The 23,236-nt window shown below is 73.1% G+C and carries 18 protein-coding genes; 2 read left to right on the top strand and 16 right to left on the bottom strand.

Annotation, left to right across the window (positions count from 1 at the left end; all coding sequences use genetic code 11):
- Window positions 1-293: 293 nt before the first annotated feature.
- The 10 genes from Ato02nite_RS04770 to Ato02nite_RS04725 form a co-directional block, all read right to left on the bottom strand.
- Window positions 294-2,957, bottom strand: coding sequence for an FtsX-like permease family protein (locus Ato02nite_RS04770; protein ID WP_213005126.1), 2,664 nt, complete (start codon window positions 2,955-2,957; stop codon window positions 294-296).
- On the bottom strand, window positions 2,954-6,082 hold the full coding sequence (locus Ato02nite_RS04765) for an FtsX-like permease family protein (RefSeq protein WP_213005125.1): 3,129 nt from the start codon (window positions 6,080-6,082) through the stop codon (window positions 2,954-2,956). The genes Ato02nite_RS04770 and Ato02nite_RS04765 overlap by 4 nt, the downstream gene beginning before the upstream one ends.
- Complete coding sequence (locus Ato02nite_RS04760) at window positions 6,079-6,744, bottom strand: ABC transporter ATP-binding protein (protein WP_213005124.1); 666 nt, start codon at window positions 6,742-6,744, stop codon at window positions 6,079-6,081. Before Ato02nite_RS04760 ends, Ato02nite_RS04765 begins: the two co-directional genes overlap by 4 nt.
- Entirely contained in the window at window positions 6,741-7,646 is a 906-nt protein-coding gene (locus Ato02nite_RS04755; RefSeq protein ID WP_213005223.1) for an ABC transporter ATP-binding protein, read from the bottom strand. The genes Ato02nite_RS04760 and Ato02nite_RS04755 overlap by 4 nt, the downstream gene beginning before the upstream one ends.
- A gap of 129 nt (window positions 7,647-7,775) precedes the next feature.
- Entirely contained in the window at window positions 7,776-9,200 is a 1,425-nt protein-coding gene (locus Ato02nite_RS04750; RefSeq protein ID WP_213005123.1) for a HAMP domain-containing sensor histidine kinase, read from the bottom strand.
- Complete coding sequence (locus Ato02nite_RS04745; RefSeq protein WP_281419688.1) at window positions 9,197-9,880, bottom strand: response regulator transcription factor; 684 nt, start codon at window positions 9,878-9,880, stop codon at window positions 9,197-9,199. Before Ato02nite_RS04745 ends, Ato02nite_RS04750 begins: the two co-directional genes overlap by 4 nt.
- Window positions 9,881-9,888: 8 nt before the next feature.
- Window positions 9,889-10,344 (bottom strand): FMN-binding protein, encoded by a 456-nt coding sequence (locus Ato02nite_RS04740; RefSeq protein WP_213005122.1) that lies wholly within the window; start codon window positions 10,342-10,344, stop codon window positions 9,889-9,891.
- 16 nt (window positions 10,345-10,360) lie between these two features.
- The gene (locus tag Ato02nite_RS04735; protein ID WP_213005121.1) at window positions 10,361-11,743 is read right to left on the bottom strand and encodes a ferredoxin reductase family protein; all 1,383 of its coding nucleotides are present in this window, start codon (window positions 11,741-11,743) and stop codon (window positions 10,361-10,363) included.
- A gap of 66 nt (window positions 11,744-11,809) precedes the next feature.
- Window positions 11,810-12,715 (bottom strand): DUF5995 family protein, encoded by a 906-nt coding sequence (locus Ato02nite_RS04730; RefSeq protein WP_213005120.1) that lies wholly within the window; start codon window positions 12,713-12,715, stop codon window positions 11,810-11,812.
- A 161-nt stretch (window positions 12,716-12,876) separates the two neighbouring features.
- Window positions 12,877-13,902 carry a hypothetical protein gene (locus Ato02nite_RS04725; protein WP_213005119.1) on the bottom strand — a complete coding sequence of 342 codons (1,026 nt, stop codon included), beginning with the start codon at window positions 13,900-13,902 and terminating at the stop codon, window positions 12,877-12,879.
- 230 nt (window positions 13,903-14,132) lie between these two features.
- Here Ato02nite_RS04725 and Ato02nite_RS04720 point away from each other — a divergent pair, with 230 nt between their 5' ends.
- Window positions 14,133-14,981, top strand: a complete 849-nt coding sequence (locus Ato02nite_RS04720) for an AbfB domain-containing protein (protein ID WP_213005118.1) — start codon at window positions 14,133-14,135, stop codon at window positions 14,979-14,981.
- On the opposite strand, the gene Ato02nite_RS04715 is transcribed toward Ato02nite_RS04720, so the two are convergent.
- On the bottom strand, window positions 14,978-15,988 hold the full coding sequence (locus tag Ato02nite_RS04715; RefSeq protein ID WP_213005117.1) for an aldo/keto reductase: 1,011 nt from the start codon (window positions 15,986-15,988) through the stop codon (window positions 14,978-14,980). The two genes, Ato02nite_RS04720 and Ato02nite_RS04715, sit on opposite strands and share 4 nt — an antisense overlap.
- A gap of 80 nt (window positions 15,989-16,068) precedes the next feature.
- Here Ato02nite_RS04715 and Ato02nite_RS04710 point away from each other — a divergent pair, with 80 nt between their 5' ends.
- Window positions 16,069-16,599 (top strand): TetR family transcriptional regulator, encoded by a 531-nt coding sequence (locus Ato02nite_RS04710; protein WP_213005116.1) that lies wholly within the window; start codon window positions 16,069-16,071, stop codon window positions 16,597-16,599.
- A 369-nt stretch (window positions 16,600-16,968) separates the two neighbouring features.
- Here Ato02nite_RS04710 and Ato02nite_RS04705 read toward each other — a convergent pair whose 3' ends face one another.
- The 5 genes from Ato02nite_RS04705 to Ato02nite_RS04685 form a co-directional block, all read right to left on the bottom strand.
- Window positions 16,969-17,598, bottom strand: coding sequence for a hypothetical protein (locus tag Ato02nite_RS04705; protein ID WP_213005115.1), 630 nt, complete (start codon window positions 17,596-17,598; stop codon window positions 16,969-16,971).
- Between the two features lie 111 nt (window positions 17,599-17,709).
- Window positions 17,710-18,489 carry a caspase family protein gene (locus Ato02nite_RS04700; RefSeq protein ID WP_213005114.1) on the bottom strand — a complete coding sequence of 260 codons (780 nt, stop codon included), beginning with the start codon at window positions 18,487-18,489 and terminating at the stop codon, window positions 17,710-17,712.
- A 60-nt stretch (window positions 18,490-18,549) separates the two neighbouring features.
- A complete protein-coding gene (locus Ato02nite_RS04695) occupies window positions 18,550-20,043 on the bottom strand; it encodes a DHA2 family efflux MFS transporter permease subunit (RefSeq protein WP_246606086.1) in 1,494 nt (497 codons plus the stop codon).
- Window positions 20,044-20,158: 115 nt separating this feature from the next.
- On the bottom strand, window positions 20,159-21,922 hold the full coding sequence (locus tag Ato02nite_RS04690) for a glycoside hydrolase family 3 protein (protein WP_213005113.1): 1,764 nt from the start codon (window positions 21,920-21,922) through the stop codon (window positions 20,159-20,161).
- 13 nt (window positions 21,923-21,935) lie between these two features.
- Window positions 21,936-23,228, bottom strand: a complete 1,293-nt coding sequence (locus Ato02nite_RS04685; protein WP_213005112.1) for an MFS transporter — start codon at window positions 23,226-23,228, stop codon at window positions 21,936-21,938.
- Window positions 23,229-23,236: the final 8 nt, after the last annotated feature.

Raw genomic sequence — 23,236 nt, 5'->3', positions numbered from 1 at the left:
GCCCCGCCGCCCAGCCCAGATCTTGTGGATCTGCTGCCCTGTCCGCACGGAAACTCGACAAGATCGAGATGTGCCGAGCCATCTGCGGCGGATATATACGACATGTCATGGCGCTTGGCGCGGATGCCGCCCGAGATGTGGAAGCAGTGCCCACGCGGTAGGACGAGGTGCCGCACTGCGGGACGCCGGCCCAGGATCCGAGACTCAGGACCACTATGCGGACGGCGCGGCGCGGCGGGGACGGCACGGCGCGGACGGCACAGCGGCGCGGACGGCACGGCGCGGCGCGGGCGTCAGGAGCCGGCTCGCAGCACCTCGCCCAGGCCTTGGCGGCGGCGCACGACGGCCTCGGCGGCCACGACCGCGACCAGCGTGCCGAGCAGCACTATCGCCGTCACGCCGAACAGCCACCACGGCACGACCGTGCCGGGGTCGGCGGTCTGGCCGGTGAGCGTGTGCAGGGCCAGCGGCCCGAACGTCAGCCGGACCAGGAGCAGCGCGAGCAAGGGGCCGCAGATCGCCGCCGCGAGCACCGGCGGCAGCAGTTCGCCGGCCGCGACCCGGTGGGTGTCGCGCGGGCGCAGGCCGAGGGTGCGCAGCCGGGCCAGCGTTTCCCAGCGGGCGGGTGCGCTCGCCGCGGCGCTCAGCGCGAACCCGAGCAGGCCCAGCGCCAGCAGCGTCCCGGCGACGGCCCAGTTCAGGGCGGCCAGGCCGGCGTTCAGGGGCGCGGACCGGCGGTCGGTGAGCACGTCGGCGCGGATCAGGGCGTGCCCGCCGGTGGCGGCGGCGTTGATCGCGGCGGCGGCGCCGGGGCCGGTGGCCCACACGGTGTTGGGGGTGTACGGCAGGCCGGCCGAGGCGTCCACCACGATCACGTCGGTGGCGCTGCCGATCGCGGGGGCGGTGCCGACGGCGGTGAGTTCGACGGGCTGGGTGTCGTCGCCGAGGCGCAACCGCATGGTCAGGCCGGGGCGGAGGCCGCCGTCGGCCGAGCGGACCAGGGCACGCAGGCCGGATACCGGCGTGACGGACGGCTGGAGCTGGCGGAACGCGGCGGTGTCGACGATCACCAGGGTGGGGGTGAACGCGGTGCTGTCGGCGATCACCCGCACGGCGCCGACCACCTGCGCGGGGACCGCGTGGGTGACGCCGGGCGCGGCGGCGATCCGGGCGGCGAGCTGCGCGGTGGTGTCGAGGTCGTCGGGGCCGACGTCGAGGCGGGCGTCGGCGCCGACCGTCTGCCGGGCGCCGTCGGCCATGCCGCGGGACGTGGTGACGTCGAGGGTGACCGCGAACCCGGCCAGCGTGGTGGTGGCGGTCAGCACGAGCAGTGGCAGCACCCGGCCGGCCGTCGCCGCGGCCCGGGCGGCCCCGAAGACGGCCAGGGGGCGGCGTGAGCGCAGCGACTGTCGCAGGGCGAGGCCGGTGCCGGCCGGCATCAGCCGCAGCAGCAGGAGCGCGCCGGCGACGGCGCCGAGCGTGGGTGCACTGGCCGGCAGGGCGGTGTCCGATCCGGCGGTGATGCCGCGCTGCCGGAGGGCGACGATCGCGCCGGCGGCCGCGGCCAGGACGGCCACGTCGATCGCGGCCCGGCGCAGCTGTTCGAGGCGCTGCTGCCGGCGGCGTGCGGCACGGTTGGCGGGTGCCCGCCGGTCGCGGGTGGCGCGGGCCGCGGCGACGAGGCCGAACCCGGGGCCGGCGAGCAGCGCGCACACCACCACCGGCGTGGCCCAGGGCAGCGCGGCTCCCCCGGCCACCAGGTAGGCCAGCAGCAGGCCGAGCGCGGCGGCGGGCAGCGTCACCGCGGCCGATTCGATCAGCAGTTCGGCCGCGAGGCTGGGCAGGCCGGCGCCGCGCTGCCGGGCGGCGGTGAGGGCCGCGTCGCGCCGGCGGGCCAGCAGGTCGGCCGCCAGCAGCAGCACCAGCACCGCTCCGGCCAGGACGGCGATGAGCAGCACGGACGCCTGCGCGTAGGCGGCGTCGACCTGGTCGCGGACCTCGCGCAGCACCCGGTCGAGCCCGGTGTCCCACTTGAGTGAGTCGTCGCGTTCGCCGGAGGATGCCGAGGTGGCCTTGAGCGCGGCGGCGGTGGCGGCGAGCTGCTGGGCCGATTCCCAGGTGATCCGGTCGGGGTCGGCGGCGAACCAGACCGTACGCCGCAGCTGGTCCTGCAGGAACGCGAGCCGGCCGTCGGGCAGCGACTCGGCGGTCATGAGCCCGCCGAACCGGGTGGTGCCGGCGCCGTCCAGTCCGGCCGACGGCTGCAGCAGCCACGGGATCGTCCGCCAGGCCGGATCGTTCGGGTCGACCGGCCGGAAGATGCCGCTGACCAGCACGTTGTACGGGGTCCGCAGCTCGTCCTGGACCGGGACGTGATCGCCGGGGCGCAGCTTCATGGTGGCCGCCTCGGCCTCGGAGAGCCCGACCTGCACCTCCCACTTCGGGCCGTTGAGCGGAGTCTCGACGGGACCGTCCGCGGTGCCGGCCGGGGCGTGCCCGGCGACCCAGGTGACGGCCGGGCCGCCGCCGGCGTTCTGCAGGTAGTCGACCTGGAAGTGCCGCTGGACGCTGCCGTCGGTGACCGCGAGGGTGACGCTGGTGGCGGTGGTGACCGGGGGCCGCAGGATGGCCCGCAGGTCGGGGTCGAGAGCCGCCTCGGCGCGGGTGCGGAGGTCGTTGACGTCGGCGGCGAGCAAGGGGCGGCGGACCCGTCCGCCGTTCGGCCCGTAGTCGTCCTCCCAGCGGGCTTCGGCCTGCACGGCGGCGTCCGGCCCGGCCCGGCGGATCGCCTCCCGGGCGGCCTCGTCGGCGGTGGACCGCATCAGCGGCGGCACGGCCGCGGCGAGCAGCGTGATGAGCAGGACGACGGCGGCGACCAGCAGAAGCGGACCGAAGTCGGCACGGGCACGGCCACGAACGCTGGGCCAGTGAAGCGAAAGCCGGTGCCGGGCGGTCATGATGCCACCCGCAGGTGAGCGGCGTCGGCGCGGCGCGCCTGCACGGTGACGACGATCGCGACGGCCAGGCCGGCCCCGAGGATCAGCACGGCGGCGAGGATGCCGAACGCACCCCACGGCCAGTGCGCGGTGGCCGGCGGCACCGGGGCGGCGCCGGTGTCGGAGCGGATCAGCAGCGGCGCGACGGCCCAGGTGGCGATCGCGCCGACGAGTGCGCCGGCGACGATCAGCGGCAGCAGGACGGCGGCGTGCTCGCCGAGCAACGCGGCCCGGATGTCGCGGCGGGACATGCCCAGTCCGCGCAGCCGGGCCACCTCGAGCGCCCGCAGCTGCACGTCGTAGGCCACGTGCAGGACGACCCCGCCGAGCAGCAGCGCGACCGCGGCGGCGACGAGCACCTTGAGCACCGCCGGCAGCGAGGACCGCAACGGACTGCCGACCAGTCGCGCGGTCTCGCCCGTACGCGTAGTGATCTTGCCTAGATGCAGGCCGTCGGCGGACCGGGCGTGCCCGGCCCACCACCCGGTCACCGGGGAGTCGAAATCGCCGTGCGCGACCAGGACCCGGGACAGGGTGTCCACATCGGCCAGTGCGGCGGGCGAGCCGGGCGCGGACGGGATGGCCGGCACGATCCTGCTGACCACCGCGTTGATCGGGGTGAGGCCGAAGGTCAGGCTGAGTTTCGTGCCGGCCCGGGCACTGACGTCCGTGGCGAAGCGTTCGGCGACGACCAGGGGCATCGGCCCCGGATCCGGGAACGTCGTGGCGACCAGCACCCGGCTCAGGTCGGCCGGGTCGGCGAACTGCACGTCCGCCCGGAACCGCAGCCGGTTGCCGGCCGCGGTGACGGCCGGTGCGGTGAGCTGACCGGCCTCGGCCGAGGCAGCCCGCGCGGACCAGGTCACCGGTTCCGCCGCCGAGCCGGGCGAAGAATCCGCGCCGGGCAGGGTCATCGTGATGTCGATGCCGCTGTTCGGCTGTCCCTCCCAGCCGCCGCTGAACGGCAGCGCGACGGCGACCAGGCGCAGCCCGGCCACGGTCACGCAGCCCGGCACTCGATGGGGCCGGCCGTCGAGCACGATGGGCGGTCCGCTGCACGCGGTCCGCAGGCCGGCGTCGTCCTGGAGCAGCAGCCGCGGGGTAACCAGGACGGGCGTGTCCCGGGTGGCGGTGCCGGTGATCGTCGGCGTGCTGCCGGCCGGCAGCAGCGGGCCGGTCACCGCCGAGGCCGGCGTGAGGCCGTCCGCGACCGAGTCCGAGCCGCGGCCGCGCAGCAGGTCCGCCGCGTGCCGGGTGTCCATGGCGACCAGGCGCGGCGAGGCGCCGGAGCCGCCGAGCCACTGCCCGACCGCGACGTTGCGGTCGGCGACCGGGCTGATCACCCCGCCGGTCGCGGCGGCGACCTCGGCGCTCTGTCCGGTGACCGGTGGGGCGTCGAGGGTGAGGGCGAGGTCGGTGCCGACGGACAGGTCGGCCTGCTCGTGCTGGGAGACCGTCCAGGTGCTGCCGAACGCCGTGCCGAAGGTGGCGGCCGCGCAGGCCAGGCCGATCAGCAGGCCGGCCGCGTAGGCCTGCGGGCGGCGCGCGGCCTGGAAGCCGGCCAGCGGCAGGACGAGGCCGCGGGCCTGCCCGGCCAGGCCTTCGGCCCGGCGCAGCAGCGGCGGCAGGAGACGCAGGGTGAGGGCGGTTCCGGCGGTGAGGAGAAGGGCCGGGGCGAGGACGCGTACGGCGTCGGCCCGCGACCCGGCGCCGGCGGGCTGGGCGCGCAGTTGCCACCAGCCGACTGCGGCCAGGGCGAACAGCAGCAGGTCGGCACCGGAGCGGGCGAGCAGCTCCCGCCGTCCGCGCCGTTCGCCGCCGGCCGCGACGGGCCGCACCGCGAGCCCCACGTGCAGCAGGGCGAGCGCGACGGCGCCGCAGCCGACCGCGAGCACCTGCACGCCGGTGACCGCCGGGCGGGCGGCGAGCCCGGCCCCGGCCAGCGGCTGCATGTGGGTGAGCAGGCTGTGCAGGACGGACGACGCCGGGACGGCCAGGGCCGCGGCGAGCGCGGCCAGCGCGGCGGCCTCGACGGCCGCGGCCAGGGCCGCCTGGCCGCGACTGGTGCCGAGCGCGGTGAGCAGGGCACTCTCCTCAGCGCGTACGCCGGTGGTGAGCCGGCCGGCCAGCGCCAGCGCGATAGCGGTGAGCAGGATGCCGATCAGGGCGAGCGCGAGCACCGAACCGGCCGTGAGCTCCTGCTGGCTGCGGTCGTCGAACAGGGTCTTGGGCAGCGGCGACGCGACCCGTTCGATCGAGACCCGGTCGCCGAGCACGCCACCGAGCCGCCGGTCGGCGCCGTTCACCGAGGCCCGGAGCCGGTCCAGGGCGGGCCCGGTCGGCGCGGACAGGTCGGGCCGGGCGGTGACCTCGAGCCGGTCCAGGGCGGAGCCGCTGGCGAGCAGGTCGTCCAGGGTGACCAGGAACGGCCCGTACGCGTTGACGTCCTGGGCGTAGACGGCGTCCTTGGGGTCGGGGTCGTAGCCGGTCCCGCCGAGCGGGTCGCGGTCCCAGCCGGCGTCAGGCAGCGGATGCACCAGCCCGACGACGGTGACGTTCATCGGCGGCGCCGGGTCGCGCCCCAGCTCGGCCCCGAGGTGGACGCGGCTGCCGACCTTGAGCCCGAGGAGGCGGGCGGTGTTGTCGAAGAGGACGGTGTCCCCGGATTTCTCCGGCCAGCGTCCGGCGATCAGCCGGGCCTGGTCGCGCAGCCCGTCGACGCCGGACAGGTAGACCTCGCTGAGCAGCCCCCGGTCCTCGTCGGTGTGCGACGGCAGGGTCCGCATGTTCGACGACGCCCGGGTCGAGGTGGTCGCGCTGAACGGCGCGATCGCCGAGGTCAGCACGGTCCGGGTGTCGGCCGCGACCGACCGCGCGTCGGCCGCCGCGATGGTCACCGTGTACGCGGTGACCTCCACGTCGTCCGGGTCGGCCCGGGACGCGGCGACCTCGACGGCCCGCTCCGAGGTGTGGGTCACCAGCAGCGCACAGGTGCCGAGCAGGGTGGCGCCGAGCGTCAGGACCGCGAGCAGGCTGAGAAGCAGCGGCCACTGCGCCCGCGCGCGCCGCGTGAGCAGCGCGATCACGTCGTCAGCCGGCCGTCCGCGATGTGGATGACCCGGTCGGCGAGGGCCATCATCACCGGGTCGTGGGTGGACACCAGCGCGGTCACACCCTCGGACTCGACCACCCCGCGGATCAGGCCCATCACGGCCAGCCCGGTCTCGGCGTCGAGCTGCCCGGTCGGTTCGTCGGCGATGAGCAGCCGGGGCGAGGCGGCGAGGGCGCGGGCGATGGCGACCCGCTGCTGCTGCCCGCCGGAGAGCTCGCCGGGCCGCTGCCGGGCGTGCCCGGCCAGGCCGACCAGGTCGAGCAGGAGTTCGACCCGGCGTTCCCGGTCGGGTCGGTCGACCCGGGCCAGGCGCAGCGGCACGCCCACGTTCTCGGCGGCCGACAGCACCGGGATGAGACCGAAGGTCTGGAACACGTAGGAGACCCGCTCGCGGCGCAGCTGCGACAGGCCGTCCTCGTCGAGGGCGGTGACGTCGACGCCGTCCACGGTGACCGTGCCGGAGTCCGGCCGGTCGAGGCCGCCGATGACGTTGAGCAGGGTGGTCTTGCCCGACCCGGACCGCCCGACCAGGGCGACCATGGTGCCCGGCTCGACCTCGAAGGAGATGTCCCGCAGGGCCCGCACCGCGCCGAAGCTGCGGTGCACGCCGGACACCGTCAGCAGCGGGGCGGTCATGCGTCGGGCCGGATCGTGACGTGGTCGGGCTCGAGGGCGAGCCGGACGCGGCGGGTCAGGGCGAGTGCCTCGCGGAAGTCGGCCGGGATCTGCACACGGCCGGCCCGGTCCATCACGGCGTACTCCTCGGCGATCACGTGGGTGTCGCCGTTGTCGGCGGTGGCGGTGCGGCGCAGCACCTCGCTGCTGGTGCGCCCGTCGCGGATCGCCACGGTGCGTTCGACCTGTCCGCTGACCGTAGGGTCGTGGGTGACTACCACGACGGTGACGCCCAGTTCCCGGTTGACGTCGCGCATCGCCCCGAACACCTCGGCCGAGGTGGCGGTGTCCAGTTCACCGGTCGGTTCGTCGGCGAACAGCACCTGCGGCTCGTTGGCCAGCGCCACCGCGATGGCGACCCGCTGCTGCTGGCCGCCGGAGAGCTGGCCCGGCTTGCGGTCGGCGCAGTCGGCGACGCCGAGCATGCCGAGCAACTCGAGGCTGCGGTCCCGGCGGGCCTTCACCGGCACCCGGGCCGCGGTCATCGGCAGGTCGACCATCTGCCGGGCGGTCAGGTAGGAAACGAGGTTGCTGGCGGTCTGCTGGCGGACGAAACCCACCGTGTGCCGCCGGTAGCGCACCCGGTCGGTGCGCGACATCGACAGCAGGTTCCAGGTGCCGACCCGGGCCCGCCCGGCCGTCGGCGCGTCGATCCCGGCGAGGATGGACAGCAGCGTCGACTTGCCCGACCCGGAGGCGCCGACGACGGCGACCATCTCGCCGCTCTCGACGATCAGGTCGAGGCCCTGCAGTGCCTGCACCTCGATCGGCCCGGACTGGTAGATCCGGACGAGGCTCTCGCACACGATCAGCGCGTCGGCGCCGAACTCGGGAGCCTTGGGTGGAGGGGACGGCAGGGACAGTGGTGCTGCGGACAAAAACCTCTCCTCCCCGTGCGGCGCCTCACCCTACAACCGCGCCGCATCCGGCGCTGCCTGCCGGGACTTCCGATAAGGGCGAGCAGCCGGGAAAGTCGCCGGAAAAAGTCGGAGTTATCGGTCGAGCGGACCATCCGTGACGACCGGCAAGCGGATCGTGATCACCGTTCCGGGCGAGGCGGCCGACCCCGCGGTGACCGTGCCGCCGTGCTGGGCGACGGTCTGCGCGACGATCGCCAGGCCCAGGCCCGAGCCGGGCATCGAGCGGGCCGCCGCCGCCCGGTAGAAGCGGTCGAACACGTGCGGCCGGTCGTCCTCCGCGATGCCCGGCCCCTCGTCGCGCACGGTGAGCTCGCCGTCGGCGCGCAACGCCACCCGCACCCGCCCGCCGGCCGGGCTCCACTTGGCCGCGTTGTCGAGCACGTTCACCACCATGCGTTCCAGCTCCCCCGGGCGCCCGGTGACGGTGACCGGATGGAGGTCCGTGGCGAAGGTGAGGCCGGGGGCCCGGATCCGCACCCGGTTGACCGCGGCCGTGACCACGTCGGCCAGCTCGACCGGTTCGGCCGTCTCCCGGCTGGTCTCCTCCCGGGCGAGTTCGACCAGTTCGGTGGTCAGCGTGGCGAGCTCGCGCACCTGCGCGTCCAGGTCCGCGAGCAGCCGGGCCCGTTCCTCGGGCGGCAGCCGGTCGGCCCGTTCGGGGTGGCGTTCGACGGTCAGCAGCAGCTCGACGTTGGTGCGGATGCTGGTGAGCGGGGTGCGCAATTCGTGGCCGGCGTCCTCGACCAGGGTGCGCTGGGCCCGGCGCGCGGTGTCGATGGCGGCGAGCATGGTGTTGACCGAGCGGCCCAGCCGGGCGATCTCGTCATCCCCGCTCACCTCGATCGGCCGGGTCAGATCGGTGGTGGCCGCGACCTGCTCGACCGCCTCGGTGAGCTGCTCGACCGGCCGCAACCCGGTGCGGGCCACGGCTCGTCCGGCCAGCGCGGCGGCGCCGATGCCGAGCACGCAGCCGGCCGCGAGCAGCAGCGCCAGCACGGTGAGCGTGCGGTGGGACTCCTCCTCGTTGATCGCCACCTGGACCGCACCGCCACCGCTGACCGGCACGGTCAGCATCTGGTAGCTGTCGTCACCGATCTCGACCTGTTCCCGGGATCCGGTGGAGGTGCCGTGGCGCCGGTAGCCGCCGGCGGCAACCCGGCGGGCCGAGTCGGTCACCGGCAGCGGGCTGTCCGGGGCGCTGACCAGCGTCCCGGACGAGTCGATGAGCTGCCAGCGCGGCCCGAGCTCTCGCCGGTGCCCGCCCCGGCCGGCCGGATATCCCGGGTCGGGCAGCGACATGCGGGTGGCGGCCCACTGCTGGGGCGCCGCCGCGATCGCCACCGCGTCCGCCTCGAGCTGCGCCGAGATCCGGTGCTCCTGCAGTTCGCGGACCGCGATCCAGGCGGCCGCCGCGAACAGCACCAGGGCCGTCGCGACCGTGCCCGCCACCAGCAGGGCGAGCCGGGAATGCAGGGTCCCGGCCGGGCGCAGCTTCACAACGGGTCCTCGCGGAGCACGAAACCGACGCCCCGCACGGTGTGCAGCAGCCGCGGCTCACCCTCGGCCTCCAGCTTGCGCCGCAGGTAGCCGAGGTAGACGTGGGCGCTGTTGGAGGTCTCGCCGAAGTCGTAGCCCCACACCTGCTCGAACAGCGCGGCCCGGGTCAGCACCTGCCGGGGGTGGCGGAGAAACGCCTCGAGGATGGCGAATTCGGTGCGGGTCAGCCGCAGTGCCCGGTCGCCCCGCGACGCCTCCCGGGTGTTCGGATTGAGCCACACGTCGGCGAAGGTCAGCCAGTCACCGGCGGCCGCGGTCAGGACCGAACGACGCAGCAGGGCGCGCAGCCGGGCGAGCAGTTCCTGCAGCGCGAACGGCTTCACCAGGTAGTCGTCGGCACCGGCGTCGAGGCCGGCCACCCGGTCGCCGACGCTGTCGCGGGCGGTGAGCATCAGGATCGGCAGCACCACCCCGGCCGAGCGCAACCGCCGGCAGACCTCCAGCCCGTCCATCCGCGGCATGCTGACGTCGAGGATCATCGCGTCCGGTTCGGGGGCGCGGACCGCGTCGAGGGCCTCCTGTCCATCGGCGGCGGTCTCCACCTGGTGACCCTCGAAGCGCAGGGTGCGGGCCAGCGAGTCGCGGACCGCCGCGTCGTCGTCCACCACCAGGATCCGCACGGTTCTCCTCAGGACAGGTGCGCGGCGTCCAGCGCGGACTGCAGCGACTCGATGTAGCCGTCGCTGGTGACGGTAGCCCCGGACACGGCGTCGATGTCGGCGCTCTGCGCGTCGAGCGTCTCCTGCCGCAGGGTCGGCAGCGCCCTGGAGTTGATCTCGATGTCGCGGCCGTTCTCGCTGGGGTAGGTCGGCACCGCGACATCGGTGATCTTCTTCCCGGACACGGTGATGCTGACCTGGACCGGACCCCACCGGGTCTGCGCCACCGACCCGGTGTAGGTCTTGCCGCCGGACGAGCCGGAGGAGCCGGACGACGCGGTCGGCGCCGGATCACCGCCCGCCGGAGCCACCGGGGCCACCGCCGCCGTCTCGGCCACGCCGGCGCCGTTCGTGCTGGTCCGGTAGCTGAACAGCAGGACCACCGCCGCCACCGTGGAGAACAGCCACAACGTGATGCGTCGCATCTCTTCCTTCCTCCGGTTACCAGGAGAACAGCTCGGTGTGCACCCGATCGGCGGGTACGCCGGCGTCACGGCACGCGGTGCGCGCGGCGGTGGTCCAGGCATCCGGACCGCACAGGTAGACCTGGGACCGTGCGACGTCCGGCACGATCTGCGCCAAGTCGAGGCCGGCCTCCCGGACCGGTAGCCAGGAGTCACCGGCTCGCGGCCCGAGCAGGAAAATCACCCGCACACCGCGCTGCCGGGCGAACCACTCCAACTCGCGCCGGAACGCCACCTCGGCCTCGGAGCGGGCCCGGTAGATCAGGGTCGCCCCGCCCGGCCGATAGGGCAGCTCACCGAGCAGGGACAGCAGCGGCGTCACCCCGATGCCGCACCCGAGGAGGGTGACCGGGCCACCGGCGTACGTCTCGGCGGTGAGCTTGCCGTAGGGGCCCTCGATGAGAGCTCGCGTGCCCGGTGTCAGCCGGGCGACCCGCGCGCTCCCGTCGCCCAGATCCTTGACCGTGATGCGCAGCATCTCGCCGTGCGGCGTCGCGGAGAGCGAGTAGGGATGGGCCCGCGACCAACCGGGCCCGTCCAGGAAACGCCACTGGAAGAACTGCCCGGCCCGCACCGGCAGCCGGCCCAGACGCTCACCGCGCAGGTAGACCGAGGTCAGGCCCGGTCCCTCCGGGACCACGTGGGAGACCACCAGGCGGTGCCGCCAGTTGCGCCAGGCGGGCAGCACGATGCGGTACGCGATGACCGCCCCGGCGGCGAGCCCGTAGAACGTCCACCAGTACGCGGTGGCCCATGCCGAGGTCAGGAAGTCGGCGCCGGTCCACAGCTGATGCGGCAGCGCCAGGCCGGCGCCGAGGTACGCGTACAGATGCAGCAGGTGCCACGACTCGTAGCGCAACCGTCGCCGGGCGGCCCGCACCGAGGTGACCACCACCATGATCAGGGCGGCCGTCCCGGCCACGGCCAGCAGCATCCCCGGGTACGTCCAGGTGAGGTTCCACAGCTCGGCGAACGGGTTGCGGTCGTCGGTGCCCGCGTAGCCGACGGTGACCAGCACGATGTGCGCCACCATAAGCCAGAACGACGTGAACCCGGCCCACCGGTGCCAGCGGGCCAGCCGGTCCTGCCCGAACGCCCTCTCCACCAGCGGGATCCGCGCCATCAGCAGCACCTGGAGCAGCATCAGGTCGGAGGCCCACAGCCCGGTCAGCCGACCGCCGGCGGTGACCGCATCCGCGCCGCCGGCGGTGACCTGCTGAACCCCTCCGTCGCCGACCCACAGCGCCGTGACGGCCAGCAGGGTCGCCCCGGCCGCGACGCCGGCCAGATCGGACCACCATCGCGGCACGGACCGCGGGAGGCCGAGGGAGATGGCGGGCGGTGCCGCGGTGGTCGTCACGGCGTCAACGATCGGTCCGCCCGGTAAAAACCGGTGCTCAGCTGCCTAAGAACTCGGTAAGAAACGTCAGGCTTGGCCCAGCGCACGACGGATCAGGGCCAGGGTTCCGGTAACCCCCCAGCCGGCACCGGTCACCACCCGGTCACCGAAGATCGCCCACTCGGCGATCAGCGACGCCGACCGGTCCATCGCCCGGCGAGCCGCCTCGAAGTCCTTCTCGTTGTTGCGCAGGTCCCACATCTCCCGGCCCTGGTCCCACGCGTGCGCCCGGGTGACCCGGACCAGGATGCGCTGCGACCAGTCGTCGAGCGGGCCGACGAACTCGTCGATCTCGTTCTGCCAGCGGGTGGAGAAGCCGCGCCGCAGCGGCGGGATCTCCTGGTAGAAGATCTCGTTGACCAGCAGGTAGTCGGGGTGGATCTGGTCGTCGGTGGGCGCACCCAGCTCGTTCCAGGTGCCGATGAGCGCCAGGGCCAGGTCGTGGTTGATGTGCGCGTTGACGCCGAGCATGGCCGCCGTGAGCCGGCTCATCCGCAGGTCGTGACCGCGCTTGAAGAGCACCTCCCACACGTCGGGGGTGTCCTCGTCGTCGTCGTTCCACAGGTTGAGGGCGGCGAAGTAGCGCTTCGCGAACTCGACGTCGAGCAGTTCGAGGAAGTCGGGCGAGTTGACGCCGGTCTTGAGCGCGTCGGCGACCCGTTGGGTGATCTTGAGATAGAGCGCGTTGAAGGCCGACACCCGGTTGTTGGTCGGGCTCGGCGGCAGGTCGTCGAGGATCAGCTGGGTGATGACCAGCTTCTTGATCACCTCGGTGATGCCCTGCGGCTGGGTGGACAGCACCTCGCCCATCCGCTCCCGCATCGGATCCCAGCCGCGACCTTTCGGGATCTCCAGCGCGGAGATAAGTGTCCGCTTCTCCCGGAGCAGGTCGGCACTACCGTGCACGAGCTCCCGGTCGAACGTTGTCGTCATGCCAATAGGGTGAGCACCTGCGCACCGGCTTTCCAGCACCCTGTCGGCAACCCGTCGCGGGAGATCCGCCACATACCCCCAAAGTGCTGAACCGGTTACTTTCCGCCGGGGTCACGACGGAAAAGTCGGACAGATGACGTCGGCGGCACGGATCCAGTGGATCACGCCGGGGCGACGGTCAGCGTGCCGATGCCGGCCACCGCGTCGATGCCGAACCCGCCCGATTCGACGCCCGGCCCGCCGTCGGCGCGCACCACGGCACCGCGCTTGAGGTTGCGCACCCGGGTGCCGTTGAGCGACACCTCGCCGGCGCCCTGGCGCAGCAGCGCGCTCAGCGGCACCTTCTTCGCGGTGGTGATCGACCAGCTGTTGACGCCACCGGTCATCCGGATCGGTATCGTCTCCCCCGGGGTGGGCAGCACCATCGTGATCCGGGTCGCGCCCCCGTCCAGGTCGATGCGGCGCAGCCTCGCGTCGCTCAGCGCGAAGTTGGCCCGGGTCACCCCGCCGCTCGTCCGGATCGACCAGGTGACCCGGCTGTTGAGCCGCACGTCGAGACGGCCGTTGCCCTTGTCGCCGTTCGGCCGGGGGTCCAGTTTCACGGCGCTGCCGTCGCGGCTGAGCCGCGGCTCGAGGCCACTGCCGCCGGGGGTGCTGAACTTCACCGGCTCGTTGCCCAGATCGGCGATGGTCACATTGAACTGGACCACGTCGCCGGTCAGGTCGAAGGTGCCGGACGTGAACGGCAGCGCCGCCTCGCTCGGCGCGGCGGAACTCGGCGCCGTCGTCGCGCTCGCCGCCGGCGCCGGCTGCACCGACACCGGCGGGTTGTCCGGGTCGGCGCCCAGGTCACCGGTCGGCGGAGCCGGCGCGGCGGTCGCCCGCGCGGCCGGCGAATCGTCGCGCAGCACCATCCGGGCCAGCACCAGCCCACTGCCGCCGAGGAAGACCAGAACGGCGAGGGCGCCGAGAAAGACACGCAGGCCGCGGCGCGGCGGTCGCGGCGGCGGGCTGATCAGGTGGTCCGCCGGCGGTTCCGGAACGTACGGCGGGGCGGCCGCCGCCGATTCGTCGTCGCCGGGGTACCAGTCGGCCTCCGGGCTCATCCGATGCGGAGCGTCCGGCCAGTAGTCCGAGATGTTGGGCAGGGAATCGGTGTGGAGATCACCCGAAGCGGAGCCGTCCACGCGATCGTCTCCTTGGTACGGCCGGACACCCCCTGGGCCCGGCTGCGTATGGCGTCGATGGTCAATACGGAGCGACACCCGCCGACGGTTCGATTCCCTCGGAGAAGTTCGCGACCGGTCCCAAAGATGGGCTTAAATCTCACCCTTGTCATTAACGGCTTTCGCCGCAACAATGCCTTTTCGAGACTTTAAGAGTGCCTTAGGCCGCCGGCCGTAGGAGCGGATGCTGCATGCCCCACGACGACCAGGTCAACGATTTCCGGGTCGGCGGTTGGTTCCAGGAGGAGACTCCGTCCACGGCACTCATGCCGTACCGCCCACGGGTTCCGGCCCGCTCCCCCGCCGACTCCGAGCGGGCCCGCCGGGTGCTGCTCGCCTGCGGGGTCGCGGTGGTCACCGGGGTGGCCGCCATCATGGCGCTGATCCTCACCGGCGACGGTGAGGGCGGCGACGTGCTCGGCCCGGCCGCGGCGCCGATCGTCTTCCCGTCCTACGAGCCGCTCACCCCGGTGTCGCTGCTGCCGCCCCCGGCCAGCAGCTCCGCCGCGCCCCCGGTGATCCTGCCGACCAGGACGCTGCCGGTGGCCGAGCACACCACCCGGCCGACGCCCTCGCGCTCGCCGTCCGCCGCCACCACGACCAAGGCGCCGGTCGTCGACCTGGTCGCCGGCAGCCGGGTCGGCCTGGAGATCGCCGGCCGGCCGGGCGTGCGGCTGCGGCACCGCAACTTCGTCGCCCGCGCCGAGCGGATCACCACGTCCCTGGACCAGGCGGACTCCATCTTCACCGTCCGAAAGGGACTGGCCCGGGACAGCTGCGTCTCGCTGGAATCAGTTAATTATCCGAATTATTTCCTGCGGCACCGTAACTTCGTGCTTCGTCTGGAGCAGCGCGACCGCCGCGGCGGCGAATTGTTCGAACGCGACGCCACCTTCTGCCCGGCCCGCACCGGCGACGGCAGCGCGGTCTTTCTGGAATCCATCAATTATCCGGACCGCGCCCTGCACCTGCGCGACGACGACATCGTCCACCTGGACCAGGGCGCGGGAACCGCATTCGTGGTGCGGGTGGCCTCCTAAGCGCCGGCCGCGTCCAGCCGGTCCAGCTGCTCGCCGGTGAGCTTGACGTCGAGGGCCGGCAGCGCCTCCTCGAACTGCTGCGTCGTGCGCGGGCCGATCAGCGGCAGCACCCGCGGCCCGGTCTGGTGCATCAGCCAGGCCAGCACCAGCTGGTTCGGGGTGACGCCGGCCTCGGCGGCCACCTCTTCGACCGCGGCGATCCGGGCGCCCGCGTCCGGTCCGGCGTAGTTCGCCATCATCCAGTGGCCGGTCCGCTTGGCCGCCGAGGCGTAGACGCCCTTCAGGATCGGCGAGTAGGCCACCAGGGTCTGGTCGTCGTGGTCGCGCAGGTAGTCGAGCTGCTCGGCGCCGACGATGGACGCCGATTCCAGGCCGGCCTTCGGGCGCAGGTAGCTGTGCTGCTGCTGGATCGCGACCGGCAGCGGCCAGCCGTTGCGCTCGCACAGCCCGCGGATCCGCTCGAGCCGCCAGGTGCGCACGTTGGACCAGCCCAGATAGCGGATCTTGCCGGCCGCGACCAGCCCGGCCAGAGCCTCCAGGGTCTCCTCCAACGGCGTGCCCTTGTCGTCGACGTGGATGTAGTAGAGGTCGACGTGGTCGGTGCCGAGCCGGCGCAGGCTGCCGTCCAGCGCGTCCCGCAGGGTCTTGGCGCCCGCCCCCGCGAACGTGCGGCGGGCCAGTTCCCAGTCGGGCGTGCCGTCGGCGGCCCACAGGTCGGGTGAGTAATGCGGCAGCGCGCTGCCCTTGGTCGCGAGGAAGACCTGCTCGCGCCGGTTGCCGGCGCGCAGCCAGCGGCCGAGGAGTTCCTCGCTCTCCCCGCCGCGGCTGTCCCGCTTCGCCCACCACTCGTAGCAGTCGGCGGTGTCGATGAACGATCCGCCGACCTCGGTGTAGCGGTCGAGGATCCGGATCGAGTCCGGCTCGCTGGTCGCGTTCCCCATCTGCATCGCGCCCAGAGCGAGCCGGCTCACCTGGGTTCCGGTACGGCCAAGTTCGATCGTCTGCATGAGTTCGACGCTATTTCCTGGAGCGCACTCCAGGTCAAGAACGCGGTTAGGATCCGGGCAGACGCGGGGGAAGGGGCCGGATGCCGGCACGGGAGCGACTATTGGCGGCGGCGCTCGACCTGTTCGCCGAGCACGGCGTCAGCGGCACCTCGCTGCAGATGATCGCCGACCGCCTCGGCGTCACCAAGGCGGCGGTCTACCACCAGTTCCCGAGCAAGGACGACATCGTCCTGGCCGTGATCGGCCCGGCGCTCGGCCGGCTGGGCGAGATCGCCGAGCACGCCGAGTCCCGGCGCGGCAGCGCGGCCCGCCACGAGGCGGTGCTGGCCGGCGTGGTCGACCTGGTGGTCGGCTTCCGCCGGGTGTCGGCGACGCTAAGCTACGACCCGGTGGTGGTCCGCCTGGTCCGCGCCCACCCGGCCCTGCGCGACCTGCAGCGCATCCGCCGCCTGCTGGGCGGCACCGCCCCCGACCCGGGCAGCCGGGTGCGGATGGCGGTCATCGCCGGCGGCCTGATGATGGCCGGCGCCGACCCGGCCGTGGCCGGCCTCGACGACGAGGACTTCCGCGACCACCTGCTGGCCGCGGGCCGCCGCATCCTGCGGGGCTAGAGATCTTTCGGGTCGGGGTCCCGCCAATTCCAAGGACGAGACCCGAGCCCGGACCTCCTGGAAACGGAGGGCGGGACGCTTCCGCGCGGAAGATCAAACCTTTGCCGTACGCGCCGACCCACTCCCGTGGCACGCGGTCCCGGCAGGTGCCACGCACCCTCCGCGCGCCCGCTGCGGGCGGGCCCGGCCCAAGCCCGCAACCCCAACCCGCCCACCGAACAGTCCCGGGCGACGGCCAACGACCGCCCGCATGATGGTCGCCGCTCTCGGACACCGGGTCGTCGTCCCGCATCCCGGGCATGTCCCGCCTGATGAGCGGCCCTCCCACACCTTGAGCGATCCACCGGCCAGAAGACTATGACATATCGTTTATGCCCGATGTCGACAGCTCGGCCAGACGCGATCTTGTGGGCTTGCCGTGCGGACCGAGCGGCAACTCCACAAGATCTGCGATGCCGGGCGCCGTGGGCGGGGCATGGATCGCGTCAAGGCGGGCCGGATACCCGCAGAATCCCTCCGGGCAGAGCGGCGGGTAGGGGTGGGCGGGGCAGCGCGGCGGGTAGGGGTGGGCGGGGTCGCGTGGGGGTGTGTGGTTACGCGAGAGGCGCGGCACGTGCCGGTGTTGCAGGCTGGTCGCGGGGTGCCGCCGACCCGGGTCGGCGCGAGCGGGCCGCGATCGGAGGCAGCACAGTCGACCAGCGCCGGGTAGGACTTCCGGTCGCCGAGCCACCGGCCGCGGTCACCGGCGCGCAGACCGGCCGTCGACGGGAGCTCCCACCGCAGCTCGTCGTGCGCCACGGCGAGCGGCCGGTCGGCCCGGTCGAACGCGTACACCCAGACGAAGTTGCTGGTCACCCGCAGCGTCCGCAGGCCGTCGACGACCACCGACGCGTAGGTGATGCGGCCGCTGACCCGGGGTTCCTCGCCCGCGTCGAGCTTCACCGCCGGGTCGATCCAGGTCGCGACCGTCGCAAAGCGGTGGTCGATCGTGGACCGCACTCGGCCCGCGGCGAGCCGGCCGCGCCACCCGGGCGGCTCAGGCCTCAGCGGTGATCCGGAATCGCCCCGGCGGGAGCTCCGGGTCGAGGCCGAGCGTGACCGGACCGCTGCTCAGCAGCCAGGCGGGCCAGCAGGCGCCGGAAGGCCGGGGCCGCGTCGCGCGCTGCGGCGCTGTTCACCAGTGACGGTTTCGCCGGCCCGTGCCGATCGGCGGCCGCACGCAGCAGGCGCCGGGCCCGTCTGCTGTTCGGCCGGATCCTGGGATCCCAGCCATGGGGACAGCGCGACGTACGCGTCGAACCGGGTCTCCTCGTCGGCGCTGCTCAGGCCCGCGATCACCGCGGCCGGGACTGCCCGGGACGATGCCGGCCGGCGGGCGGTCCGGGTCAGCACGATCTCGCCGCGGCCGCGCACCGTGGCGATCTCCGGCCGCTGCTTGGCACCGAGCCTCTTCATCTCGTCGCTGGCGTAGTCGTACGCATCGTCGACGGTGATGAAACCCCGGCCCTGCCGGTCGGCGTCCCCACGCAGACCCTTGACCAGGGCGCCGGTGAAGACGGATCGCTGGTTGGCGGCGCCGTCGAGCGGCTCGCCCTCCCAGGAGTACTCGGTGGCGCCGGACGCGGTCATCACGACCCGGCCGCTGCCCTCCAACTGGCCGACGACGTCGCCGGTGCGGCGGCCGTGCAGGAACTGGTCGACCTCGCGGCGGATCACACTCTCCCGCGCATCGGCGACGGTGGTGACCGCGAATCCGCCGGACTCCGGGTCGCTGAGCACCGCGGCCATGTCCAGGGCGTCGTTGGCGGGTGCCCGCAGCCGGGCCAGGCTCCGGTCGTCGTACACCGATGTGGCGATGACCAGGGCGTGCCGGTCGGGAGCCGAAGACATCCGGAAACGGTAATCCCCGGCCGTGCCGGAGCACGACCGGGGAACCGGGTAGAACTCTCGTCAGTGGGCCATCGCCTTCGGGGCGTCCGGGTCGACGTCGAGGGGGCCGTTCCGGAAGATCAGCACCGAGACCAGCGCGGCCAGCAGGAAGAAGCCGCACGACCACCAGAACACCGTGTGGTAGCTGGACAGCTGGGCCTGGGCCTCGACCAGCGCCGACGGCGTCTTGCCCGTGGCGTAGTTCGTCGCCGCGGAGGCCGCGAACGAGCTGAGCAGCGCGGTGCCGATGGAGCCGCCGATCTGCTGCATCGTGTTGACCATGGCGGAGGCGACGCCCGCGTCGCGGTGCTCGACGCCGCTGGTGGCGGCGTTCTGGGTCGGGGCGAAGACCATGCCGAGGCCGAGGCCGATGATCAGCAGACCGGGCAGGACACCCGACGCGTACGTCGAGTCCAAATCGAGGCGGGTCAGGAAAGCCATGCCGACCGCCGCGATCAGGGCACCGACCGGGACCAGCGGCCGCGGGCCGACCTTCGGGGTGAGGATCGAGCCGGCCGTGGTGGCGGACAGCATGATCGCGCCGAGCATCGGCAGGAACGCCAGGCCGGTCTGGATCGGGGTGAATCCGAGGAAGCCGACCAGGTAGTAGGTCAGGAACAGGAAGATGCCGAACATGCCGGCGCCGGCGATGCCGATCGAGGCGTACGAGCCACCGCGGTTACGGTCGAGCACGACGCGCAGCGGCAGCAGCGGGTGCGGCACGCGCAGCTCGATCAGCACGAACGCGACCAGCACGACCACGCCGACGATGATCGGGGTGAGGGTGGCGGCCGCGCTCCAGCCGTCGGTCTCCGCCTTGCCGAGGCCGTACACCAGGCCGACGAGGCCGACGATCGCGGTGACCGCGCCCGGGACGTCGATCTTGGCGCGGTCGGTGATCTTCTCGTCCTGCAGCTTCATCAGGGCGCCGACCACGGCGATGGCCGCGATGACCAGGTTGACGTAGAGGCACCAACGCCACGACGCGTACTCGGTCAGCACGCCGCCGAGCAGCAGGCCGACGGCGCCGCCGGCGCCGGAGATGGCGCCGAAGATGCCGAACGCCTTGCCCCGGTCGGTCGGGTTGGTGAATGTGGTGGACAGCAGAGACAGGGCGGCCGGGGCCAGCGCGGCACCGAAGGCACCCTGCAGGATGCGGGCGACGATCAGCATCTCGAAGCCGTTGGCGGCACCGCCGAGGGCGGACGCGAGCGCGAAGCCCACCAGGCCGATGAGGAACATCCGCTTGCGGCCGAAGAAGTCACTGAGCCGGCCACCGAGCAGCAGCAGGCTGCCGAAGGCGAGGGCGTAACCGGTGACGACCCACTGCCGGCTGGCGTCGGAGAAGCCGAGGTCGGCCTGGGCGGTGGGCAGCGCGATGTTCACGATCGTGGCGTCCAGCACCACCATGAGCTGGGCCATGGCCAGCACGACCAGCGACCACCAGCGGCCGGAGCCGGCCGCCTGGGCAGCCGCCGGGGACGGCGGCGGGGACAGTTCGGTAGCGGTACTCAAGACCAGCGCCTTTCGCGAGCGGACGGGAGCAGAGGGTGCTTCCCAGGTGGCTTCGGCTCGGTGGCGCACAAGCTGAAGGGGGGCGCTGACGCGCCCCCCAATTGCAACCGGTCGATCAGCGAGCGGGCCAGGTCAGCCCATGGCCGTACGGGTAGAGCGGGTGGTCGGTGTCGTTCGGCACGTCCTCGCGGGACGCCTCGACCTCGGCCATCGACGACGGCAGTTCGAACGGCAGCGTCCCGGACGCGGCGGCCCGCCCGAACAGCACGTCCAGCAGCGCCTCGTCGCTCGCACCGAACGTGCCGACCAGCCCGGCCACCGTCCCGGCCAGCCGGGTGAGCACGGCGGGGCGGTCGAGCATCACGTCCACCACGGTCGGCAGCCGGCCGGCCAGATCCAGCACCGGCGCGATCTCCTCGGCGGTCCAGTCGAGCCGGCCGGCGTGGAAGAACGCCTCGAACCCGGCGGACCGGGAGTTGTCGTAGGCGGTGGCGCGCCGGACGATCGCCACGTCGGCCTCGGCCGGGTCGGTGACGACCTTGGCGTACCGGCCGGCCACCACCGGGTCGAGGCCGTCCAGGTAGACGGTGATGCCCTCGGTCAGGGGCAGCGCCGGCGCCTCGAGCACGACCACCGAGCGGTGCTGGGCCTCGAGGCCGGCGGTCAGGAAGGCCGGCGTGCCGATGGTGTGCCGGGCGGCCGCCGCGTCGACGTAGCGGCGGTCGTCGAACAGGCCCAGGCGGAACTTGTCGCGCAGGATCCGCCGCGCCGACTCGTCGATCCGGGCCTCGGTGACCCGGCCCCGCTCGACCAGCTCCACCACCAGCTCCGGGGCGTACTCGCCGCCGAGCTGATCGGCGCCGGCGTCGATGATCCGCTGCACGCGGGCGAGCCGGTCGAGGTTTTCCACGCCCCAGGCGCGGGCCGGCATCGGTGAGCCCATGATCTCGGCGTCGGTGACCAGACCCCAGTCGGTGCAGACCACCCCGTCGAAGCCGTAGTGGCCGCGCAGCAGCCCCTGGATGATGCCCTGGTTGAAGCCGAAGCCGACCTCTTCGTGCTGGGTGCCGACCGGCATGCCGTAGTACGGCATCACCTGGGCCACCCCGGCGGCGAAGGCGGCCTCGAACGGCTTGAGGTGGTCGTCCCAGCGGCCACCCGGGTAGACCTGCTCCCGCCCGTACGGAAAATGGGCGTCTTCTCCGTCTTTCTGGGGTCCGGCGCCCGGGAAGTGTTTCACCATCGCGACGACGCTGTCCGGCCCGAGCCGGTCACCCTGCAGACCCTTGACGTACGCCGCGACCAGCTCGGCAACCAGCGCAGGGTCGGAGCCGAGGGTGCCGCTGGTGCGGGCCCAGCGGGGTTCGGTGGCCAGGTCGGCCATCGGGTGCAGGGCGACCCGGATGCCCGCGGCCAGGTACTCCTGGCGAACCGTGTCGGCGAACTCGCGTACCAGATCGGGGTCCTTGGTCGCGCCCAGGCCGATCGGCTCCGGCCAGGCGGAGAATCCGCCGGCCGCGGCCGAGGTCGCCGGGTTGTCGACGGTGCCGTGCCGGGGGTCGGTGGAGATCGTCATCGGGATGCCGAGGCGGTTGCCGGCGGCGAGTTCCTGGATCCGGTTGTGCCACTCGGCGATCTTCACGGGCGGCACCGGTGCCATCGTGAGGATGTTGACGTGGGTGATCAGCTTGTCGCGGACCAGCCAGTTCGTCGAGGGGAACATCCCGCCCGCGGTGTCCGGCTCGTGCAGGGTGCCGTCCGGGTCGACCGCCACCATGGTGTGGAACATCAGGGCGGCCTTCTCGGCCACGGTCATCCGGGACAGCAGGTCGGTGACGCGCTCCTCGATCGGGAGGGCGGCGTTCTCGTACGGGTTCATGATCTTGACCTTCTCAGCGCGCGCCGCGGACCATGCGGACCAGGGCCGAACCGGCCACCGCCACGATGGCTCCGAGCAGGAAGAGCAGCTTGTAGTTGGAGGCCGTGCCGGCGCCGACGGCGAGGATCGGGGCGGCCAGGATCGGCACCAGCGACTGCGGCAGGGCGTTCGCGATGTTCAGCACGCCCATGTCCTTGGCCGCGTCGTCCGGGTCGGGCAGCACCTCGGTGGCCAGCGCCAGGTCGACGGCCAGGTAGACGCCCTCGCCGAGACCGAAGATCGCCGCCGCCACCAGGAAGACGCCGAAGCTGGTGCTGAACGCGGTGATCGCCAGGCCGACCGCGACGACCAGGCCGGCGCCGAACACGAACGGCTTGCGGGCGCCGCTGCGGTCGGAGAGCCAGCCGCCGACCGACGAGCCGAGCACCAGGCCGGCCGTGGTGATCAGGGTGGCCACCAGCACGCCCGAGGCGACGGTGTCGGTGGTGTACCCGAACCGGTCGATCAGCAGGTACGCCTGGTAGGTGGTGAGGCAGGACAGGCCCATCCAGAGCAGGAAGCGGCTGAGCAGGTTCCACGAGAAGTCCGGGTGCCGGCGCGGGTTCACGTAGAAGGTGCGCACGAACTCCTTGACCGTGTACCGCCCGAAGTGCCCCGGCGCGGCCGGCCGGTCCTTCAGCACGAAGATCAGCACCAGCACGGTGAGCAGGCCGACCGCGGCCGGCACCATGAACATCAGCAGGGTGCTGCCGTCCAGCAGGGCGGCGAGGGCGGTGCCGGCCAGGATGGCCACCGAGGTCATCAGGCCGAGGATGCCGCCGACCCGGCCGCGCTGGTGCGCCGGGATCTGGTCGGGCATCAGGGCGGTCAGCGTCGACAGGGTGGCGTTGACGCCGAGCTGAGCGAGCGCCCAGCCGAAGGTCAGCGTCGCGATGTTGCCGCCGGTGGCGACCACGAGCAGGCCGAGGAAGCCGGCCGTGATGCCGCCGATCAGCCACGGGCGGCGCCGGCCCATCCGGGCGGTGGTGCGGTCGGACATCGCGCCGAAGAACGGGTTGCCGATCAGCGCGAGCAGCGCACCGACGGAGAGCACCGTACTCAGCGCGGAGGTCTTGCTGTCCGGCGCGATCTGGGCGACCCGGATGGACAGTGTCACCACGACCGGCGTGAGGATCGTCAGGTAGGCGCCGAACTGGGCCAGGGCCATCGCCGCGATGAGGCGGGCCGGTGCGTTGGGCGGGGTGGTGGGTTCTTCGGCAGCGGCGGGAGCGAATTGCCGGACCCGACCGGTTTCTACAGCGGTCATCGCACACC

Origin of the sequence: Paractinoplanes toevensis, from assembly GCF_018332695.1 — a bacterium.
Taxonomy (GTDB): Bacteria; Actinomycetota; Actinomycetes; order Mycobacteriales; family Micromonosporaceae; genus Actinoplanes; species Actinoplanes toevensis.
This window is presented reverse-complemented; position numbering and strand designations above follow the sequence as displayed.

What these genes read in the sequence shown, in the direction of transcription:
- Ato02nite_RS04720 (WP_213005118.1), top strand. Translation starts at nt 14,133, where the DNA reads ATGCCCCACGACGACCAGGTCAACGATTTCCGGGTCGGCGGTTGGTTC.
- Ato02nite_RS04760 (WP_213005124.1), bottom strand. Translation starts at nt 6,744, where the DNA reads ATGACCGCCCCGCTGCTGACGGTGTCCGGCGTGCACCGCAGCTTCGGC.
- Ato02nite_RS04770 (WP_213005126.1), bottom strand. Translation starts at nt 2,957, where the DNA reads ATGACCGCCCGGCACCGGCTTTCGCTTCACTGGCCCAGCGTTCGTGGC.
- Ato02nite_RS04690 (WP_213005113.1), bottom strand. Translation starts at nt 21,922, where the DNA reads ATGAACCCGTACGAGAACGCCGCCCTCCCGATCGAGGAGCGCGTCACC.
- Ato02nite_RS04715 (WP_213005117.1), bottom strand. Translation starts at nt 15,988, where the DNA reads ATGCAGACGATCGAACTTGGCCGTACCGGAACCCAGGTGAGCCGGCTC.
- Ato02nite_RS04740 (WP_213005122.1), bottom strand. Translation starts at nt 10,344, where the DNA reads ATGCGACGCATCACGTTGTGGCTGTTCTCCACGGTGGCGGCGGTGGTC.
- Ato02nite_RS04710 (WP_213005116.1), top strand. Translation starts at nt 16,069, where the DNA reads ATGCCGGCACGGGAGCGACTATTGGCGGCGGCGCTCGACCTGTTCGCC.
- Ato02nite_RS04700 (WP_213005114.1), bottom strand. Translation starts at nt 18,489, where the DNA reads ATGTCTTCGGCTCCCGACCGGCACGCCCTGGTCATCGCCACATCGGTG.
- Ato02nite_RS04730 (WP_213005120.1), bottom strand. Translation starts at nt 12,715, where the DNA reads ATGACGACAACGTTCGACCGGGAGCTCGTGCACGGTAGTGCCGACCTG.
- Ato02nite_RS04685 (WP_213005112.1), bottom strand. Translation starts at nt 23,228, where the DNA reads ATGACCGCTGTAGAAACCGGTCGGGTCCGGCAATTCGCTCCCGCCGCT.